Raw genomic sequence first — 6,002 nt, 5'->3', positions numbered from 1 at the left:
TCAGCTCGGCCACCCGGTCGCAGCCGACCGCGTCCCCCGCCCGCAACGCCAGCTCCACGAACGCCGTCCCCGGCAGCAACACCCGCCCGAGCACCGCGTGATCGGCCAACCAACCGTGCGAACGCAGGGACAACCGCCCCGTGAACAGATAGCCATCCGACTCCGGCAACGCCACCGCACCGCCCAGCAGCGGATGATCCGCCGACCCGAGTCCGGCCGAGGCGACATCGCCGCCCGCCGGGGCGGAGGGCTCCAGCCAGTAGCGCTCGTGCTGGAAGGCGTAGGTGGGCAGCTCGACCGCCTGGGCACCGCTGCCCTCGAACACGGTGCCCCAGTCCACCGGGGCGCCGAGCCCGTACGCCTCGGCCAGCGAGGTGTAGAGGCGCTCCAGCCCGCCCTCCTCACGGCGCAGCGAGCCGATGGGCGCGGCCGGGGCGCCGATGTCCTCGGCGGTCTCCTCGACGCCCAGGGTGAGCACCGGGTGGGCGCTGGCCTCGATGAAGATCTGGTGTCCGGTGGCCAGCAGTGCCCGTACGGTCTCGTCGAAGCGGACGGTCTGCCGCAGGTTGCGGTACCAGTAGTCGGCGTCCAGGACGGCCGTGTCGATCGGCTCGGCGGTCACCGTCGAGTAGAAGGGCACGGTGGAGGTGCGCGGGGTGATCCCGGCCAGCACCTCCCGCAGCTCGCCCTCGATCCGCTCCACATGCGCCGAGTGCGAGGCGTAGTCGACGGGGATGCGGCGCGCCCGGATCTCCTCCCGCTCGCACTCCGCCAGCAGCTCCTCCAGCGCGGCCACGTCGCCGGCGACCACCACGGAGGACGGTCCGTTGACCGCGGCCACCGACAGCCGCTCGCCCCAGAGCTCCAGCCGCTTGGCCAGCTCCGCCCGCGGCAGCGAAACCGACACCATGCCGCCCTCGCCCGACAGGGCCAGCAGTGCCCTGGACCGCAGCGCCACGACCTGGGCCGCGTCCTCCAGCGAGAGCGCTCCGGCGACCGCCGCCGCCGCGATCTCGCCCTGCGAGTGCCCGATGACCGCCGCCGGTTCGACCCCGTACGAGCGCCAGACCTCCGCGAGCGACACCATCACCGCCCACAGCGCGGGCTGCACCACATCCACCCGCTCCAACGAGGCGGCACCCTCCACACCCCGCAGCACATCCACCAACGACCAGTCCACGAAGGCGCTCAAGGCCGCCGCGCACTCGTGCACCCGCTCGGCGAACACCGGCGAGGAGTCCAGCAGCGCGGCCCCCATCCCCCGCCACTGCGAACCCTGACCGGGGAAGACGAAGACGGTGCGGTCCGTGCCGCCCGGCTGGACCACGCCCTGGACCAGCCCGGGGGCGGTGTCCTCCGCGGCCAGGGCACGCAGACCGTCCACCAGCGCGGCGCGGTCCGTGCCCAGCACCACGGCACGGTGCTCGAAGGCGGCGCGGGTCGCCACCAGGGAGTGTCCGATGTCGGTGGCCGACAGCTCCGGTCGCTCGCCCAGGTACGACAGCAACCGCTGCGCCTGCGCCCGCAGTGCCGGGGCCGACTTGGCCGACACCGTCCAGGGCACCACCGGCAGCTGCGGCCGGTCCGTGTCGATGCGCCGGGGTTCCGCCGCCGGGGCCTGCTCCAGCACCACATGGGCGTTGGTGCCGCTCATGCCGAAGGAGGACACACCGGCCCGGCGCGGCTGTTCGCCCTCCGGCCAGGGGGTGGCCTCGGTCAGCAGCCGCACCGCGCCCGCCGACCAGTCCACGTGCGGGGAGGGCTCGTCCAGGTGGAGGGTTCCCGGGAGGACGCCGTGCCGCATGGCCAGCACCATCTTGATCACACCCGCCACACCGGCGGCGGCCTGGGTGTGCCCGATGTTGGACTTCACCGAGCCCAGCAGCAGCGGCTGGTCCTCGGGGCGGTCCTGGCCGTAGGTGGCCAGCAGCGCCTGCGCCTCGATGGGGTCGCCCAGCTTGGTGCCGGTGCCGTGCGCCTCGACCGCGTCCACCTCGGCCGCCGACAGGCCCGCCGCGGCCAGCGCCTGGCGGATCACCCGCTGCTGGGAGGGGCCGTTGGGCGCGGTCAGACCGTTGCTGGCGCCGTCCTGGTTGATGGCGGTGCCACGGACCACGGCGAGGACCGGGTGGCCGTTGCGGTGGGCGTCGGACAGCCTCTCCAGGAGCAGTACGCCCACGCCCTCGGCCGGGCCGAAGCCGTCGGCCGCCGCGGAGAACGGCTTGCAGCGGCCGTCGGCGGCCAGCCCGCGCTGCCGGCTGAACCCGATGAAGGTGCTGGGTGTGGACATCACGGTCGCACCGCCGGCCAGGGCCAGCGAGCACTCGCCCTGCCGCAGCGCCTGCACCGCCAGGTGCAGGGCCACCAACGACGAGGAACAGGCGGTGTCCACGGCGACGGCCGGACCCTCCAGGCCGAAGACATAGGCAAGTCGGCCGGAGGTGACGCTGAGCGCGTCGCCGGTCAGCAGATAGCCCTCGTCCGCGCCCTGGTGCGGGCCGGTGCCGTAGCCCTGCGGGGCGGCGCCCACGAACACCCCGGTACGGCTGCCGCGCAGCGCCGCCGGGTCGAGGCCCAGCCGCTCGAACGCCTCCCAGCCGGTCTCCAGCAGCAGCCGCTGCTGGGGGTCCATGGCCAGCGCCTCACGCGGGTTGATCCCGAAGAAGTCGGAGTCGAACCCGGCCGCGTCGTGCAGGAATCCGCCCTGCCGGGTGTAGCTGGTGCCGGGAGTGTCCGGGTCCGGGTCGTACAGCCCGTCCAGGTCCCAGCCGCGGTCCTCCGGAAGGCCGGTGATCGCGTCACGGCCCTCGGCCAGCAGCTGCCACAGCTCCTCGGGGGTCCGTACGCCGCCGGGGAACCGGCAGCTCATCGCGACGATGGCGATCGGGTCTGCCTCGGCCCGGGGGCCGCCGGATGCCGTCGCGGCCTCGGTCTCCGATGCCTCCGCGCTCTCCTCCATGTCGCCGAGCAGTTCGGTGCGGAGTCGGCGGGCGAGGGCGGCCGGGGTGGGGTAGTCGAAGACCAGGGTGGCGGAGAGCCGCAGTCCGGTGGCGGCATTGAGGCGGTTGCGCAGTTCCACGGCGGTGAGCGAGTCGAAGCCGTGCTCCTTGAACGGGCGCTCGGCCTCCACCGCGTCGGCGTCCGCGTGACCGAGGACGGTCGCCGCGTTGAGCCGTACCAGGTCCAGCAGCAGCCGCTCGCGCTCCCGTGCACCGAGCCCGGCCAGTTGCCGCCGCAGCGGGCTCTCCTCACCAGCCTCGGGCGTGTCCACGGTCCGCCGGGTGGCGGGGAGCGCCGCAGGGCGCCGCACCAGCCCGCTGAGCAGGGCCGGGACGGTACCGGTACGGGCCAGGGCGCCCAGGCCCGGGTAGTCCAGCTTGGCGGGGACGACCAGCGATTCGGCGGTGCCGAGGGCCGCGTCGAAGAGGGCGAGCCCTTCCTCGGTGGGCAGCGGGAGGAGTCCGCCGCGGGCCATCCGGGCCAGGTCGGTGGCGTCCAGATGCCCGGTCATCGCACTGCGCTGGGCCCACAGACCCCACGCGTACGACACCGCCGGCAACCCCTGCGCCCGACGCCGCGCCGCCAACGCGTCCACGAACGCGTTCGCCGCCGCGTAGTTCCCCTGCCCCGCCGCACCCAGCACACCAGCAGCCGAGGAGAACAACGCGAACAACCCCAGATCCGCACCCCGCGTCAACTCGTCCAGATTGACCGCCGCGTCCACCTTGGCCCGCAACACCGCGTCCAGACGCTCCGGCGTCAGCGACTCGATGACCCCGTCATCCAACACACCCGCCGCATGCACCACACCCGTCAACGGACGCTCCACCGGAACCGAGTCCAGCAGACCAGCCAACGCCTCCCGATCAGCCACATCACACGCGGCCACGGTCACGCCGGCGCCGAGTGCGGCAAGCTCGCGCTCCAACTCGGCGATGCTCTCGGCCTGGCGGCCCCGGCGACCGACCAGCAGCAGATGCCGTACGCCGTGTTCGGTCACCAGATGCCGGGCGACCAGACCACCCAGCACCCCACCCGCACCCGTGACCAACACCGTGCCCTGGGCATCCAGACCCGCCGGGACACTCAGCACCACCTTGCCCACATGACGCGCCTGCGACATGAAACGGAACGCCTCCGGCGCCCGCCGCACATCCCAAACCGCCACCGGCAACGGCTCCAACACCCCACGCTCGAACAGCCCCACAACCTCGGCCAGCATCTCCCCGATCCGCTCGGGACCCGCCTCCGCCAAATCGAACGCCCGATACTCCACCCCCGGATACGCCGCCGCCACCTCCGACGGCACCCGCACATCCGTCTTCCCCATCTCCACGAACCGACCACCCCGCGGCAACAACCGCAACGACGCATCCACAAACTCACCCGCCAACGAATCCAGCACCACATCCACCCCACGACCACCCGTCACCCCAGCGAAGAACCCCTCGAACTCCACCGACCGCGACGACGCCACCCGCCCCTCATCCACACCCAACGCCCGCACCACACCCCACTTCGACGGACTCGCCGTCGCGAACACCTCCACACCCCACGCCCGCGCCAACTGCACCGCCGCCATCCCCACACCACCAGCAGCCGCGTGCACCAACAACGACTCTCCAGCCCGCACCCCGGCCAGATCACGCAAGGCATACATCGCGGTGGTGAACACGGCGGGTACGGAGGCCGCCTGGGCGAAGGTCCAGCCCTCCGGCATCCGCACCAGGGTGCGCGCGTCGGCGATCGCCAGCGGGGTGAAGCCGCCGGTCAGCAGGCCCATCACCCGGTCGCCCACGGCCAGCCCGGACACCCCGGGCCCGACCTCGACCACCACACCGGCGCCTTCGGTTCCCAGTTGGGCCGGGTCCGGGTACATCCCCAGCGAGATCAGCACGTCCCGGAAGTTCACCCCGGTGGCCCGCACCGCCAACCGCACCTGGTACTCGTCCAGTTCAGCGTGTGCGTCCGAGGCGTCGACCAGCCGCAGGCCCTCCAGGGTGCCGTCGGCGCCGGGCTCCAGCCGCCAAGCGCGGGAGTCGGCCGGCACCGCCAGCACGCTGGTGTCGCGGCGGGCGAGGCGTGCCGTGTGGGCGACCCCGGCGCGTACCGCGATCTGGGTCTCCTCCGAGGTCAGCAGGGTGGCCAGGCAGGCTTCCGGCAGCGGTTGGCCGTCGGTGTCCAGCAGGACGAAGCGCCCCGGGTGCTCCGTCTGGGCGGAGCGCACCAGGCCACGGGCCGCGGCGGCTGCCGGGTCCCGCACCCTGTCCCCCGCTCCGGCGGCCACCGCGCCGCGGGTGACCAGGACCAGGCGGGTGTCGGCGAGGGCCTCCTCGGCCAGCCAGTCCTGCACCAGACGGAGGGTGCGGTGGGTGGCGGCACGGGTGGCGCCGGCGAGGTCGTCGGCGGCGGCGTGGGCGGTGAGCGGGGCCAGCGCCAGCTGGGGTGCGGCGATCTCACCGGCTCCGACGGCCTTGGCCAGCGCGTGCGGGTCCGGGTGGCTGCCGAGTCGCCCGGCGAGGCCGTCCAACCCCAGCTCCCGGGCCTCCTGGGGGGAGGCGCCGAGGAGCGCCCAGCGGACCGCGGCCCGCTCCTCGCCCTCCTCGGTCGGGCGGTCCGTCCAGGCGAGTCGGAACAGCGAGTCCGCCGCGCCGGCGGTGCCGGATCCGAGCTGGTCGGCGGAGACCGTACGGGTCAGCAGGGATTCCGCGCTGGCCACCGGTTGGCCGGTGCCGTCCGCCACCTCGACGGACATGCCGTCGGTGCCGACCGGGGCGAGCCTGACGCGCAGCGCGGTGGCGCCGGTGGCGTGCAGGGTGACCCCGGTCCAGGCGAAGGGCAGCCGCACCCGGGCCCCGTCGGCCGCCTCGTCCGGGAAGACGGTGCCCAGGCCGGCGTGGAGGGCGGCGTCCAACAGCGCCGGATGCACCCCGAACCGACCCGCCTCGGCACGCTCCGACTCCGGCAACGCCACCTCGGCGAACACCTCGTCCCCACGCCGC

1 protein-coding gene is annotated in these 6,002 nt (G+C 73.9%); it reads right to left on the bottom strand.

The window, feature by feature from the left end:
- A partial coding sequence (locus E4099_RS27935) for a type I polyketide synthase (protein WP_135341907.1) occupies positions 1 to 6,002 on the bottom strand: 6,002 nt, incomplete at both ends.

Origin of the sequence: Streptomyces palmae (assembly GCF_004684805.1) — a bacterium.
GTDB lineage: Bacteria > Actinomycetota > Actinomycetes > Streptomycetales > Streptomycetaceae > Streptomyces > Streptomyces palmae.
Note: the sequence above shows the minus strand (reverse complement) of the source record. Positions and strands in the feature narration are given on the sequence as shown.